The sequence below is a fragment of the Acetivibrio ethanolgignens genome, from assembly GCF_001461035.1.
GTDB classification, from domain to species: Bacteria; Bacillota; Clostridia; order Lachnospirales; family Lachnospiraceae; genus Velocimicrobium; species Velocimicrobium ethanolgignens.
Genome location: NZ_LNAM01000105.1, coordinates 1 through 1,075, shown reverse-complemented (window position 1 = coordinate 1,075; position 1,075 = coordinate 1). Strand labels below are relative to the sequence as shown.

The following is a 1,075-nucleotide window of genomic DNA, read 5'->3' as shown; positions in this document are numbered from 1 at the left end:
GAGCAGATGTAAGAGTTGGAAGTTGCAAATGTCTGCTTAATCAGCAGACACTATTTATATATAAGAAAAAATGATGAGAGACCAGCTATGAAAAGCCAAAACTAAATTAATTGGAAATTAAAAATCTTTTTTGTGGTAAAATGGGTAACCTTAATAAGGCTTTTAGGTGGGTGTTTTTCAAATCAACGATATGCATCATAAGAGTTTTACAGAAGAGGTATGTGTCGACTTTGTCGATTTTTGTTTTGCTAATGCTGTACTTTCATATAGTAGAAGTTTTGATGAGGTTCAACACACGCACTTTGTAATTAAAATCAACAAGGTATCGAATAAGGTCGTCATCGTGGTGTGCCGTTGATTTAAGACAAGTGATGAGGTTGTCTTTTTTGAAAGAATCTAATTTAGAGAACAACAAATGGAAAACATCATTGTCATTTGTAAATTTAAGCGACTCAATGAGTATTTCGCTATCAGAAGATATGGCTGAGGCAAAATGGTTAAGTTTTGCAATATCAATGTCTGCGTAAATCATAAGGTTGCACCTCCTTTTCTAAAGTCTTGATACCGTGATACCGACCAGTGATTATCATCGTAGACCTGATGAAAATAAGTGCATGGGAAAACCGGCAACATCCAGCTATAAACAATTCATATAAAGGTAGAGGCAATATACACCTTATAGTAGTCAAAGCTATAAGACAAAATTAAAAGTCCACAGTATCTTATTGCTTTTAGCCACCATATTAAAAGAAGAGGAGATGTGTGATAATTAACTCCTAATTATCATACAAGGTGACAATATGAAAAAATACTTTATAAATAAATATTCCATATTAATGATTGTGGCTATACTTATGGGAGCTATTTCTCAACCGCTGATTGCATACGCATTTATTTCACTCAATTCCATATATGGTATAAACCCTCTAAATATAAAATTTTCTGATTTTTATATTGAGATAGTTATAGTTATGGTTTCGTTGCTTTTTGCCAGTGTAAGCCACATTGCAAAAGGCTATATGTCAAACCGCAGATTATCTCGGGCGATTTCCGCAGATTATTTCAGACGGAAACA

At 33.6% G+C, this 1,075-nt stretch carries 2 protein-coding genes; one reads left to right on the top strand and one right to left on the bottom strand.

The features are described from left to right. Positions 1 to 262 precede the first annotated feature (262 nt). Positions 263 to 532: an IS110 family transposase gene (locus ASU35_RS05680; protein ID WP_058352081.1), complete on the bottom strand. Its 270-nt coding sequence runs from the start codon at positions 530 to 532 to the stop codon at positions 263 to 265. Positions 533 to 800: 268 nt separating this feature from the next. Between ASU35_RS05680 and ASU35_RS19860 the strand changes: the two genes are divergently transcribed. Further along, positions 801 to 1,075: hypothetical protein (locus ASU35_RS19860; RefSeq protein WP_207644125.1), on the top strand; the 275-nt coding region annotated here is incomplete at its 3' end.

Bases quoted from the DNA above. Each gene is read 5' to 3' on its own strand.
- ASU35_RS05680 (WP_058352081.1), bottom strand. From the start codon at position 532: ATGATTTACGCAGACATTGATATTGCAAAACTTAACCATTTTGCCTCA.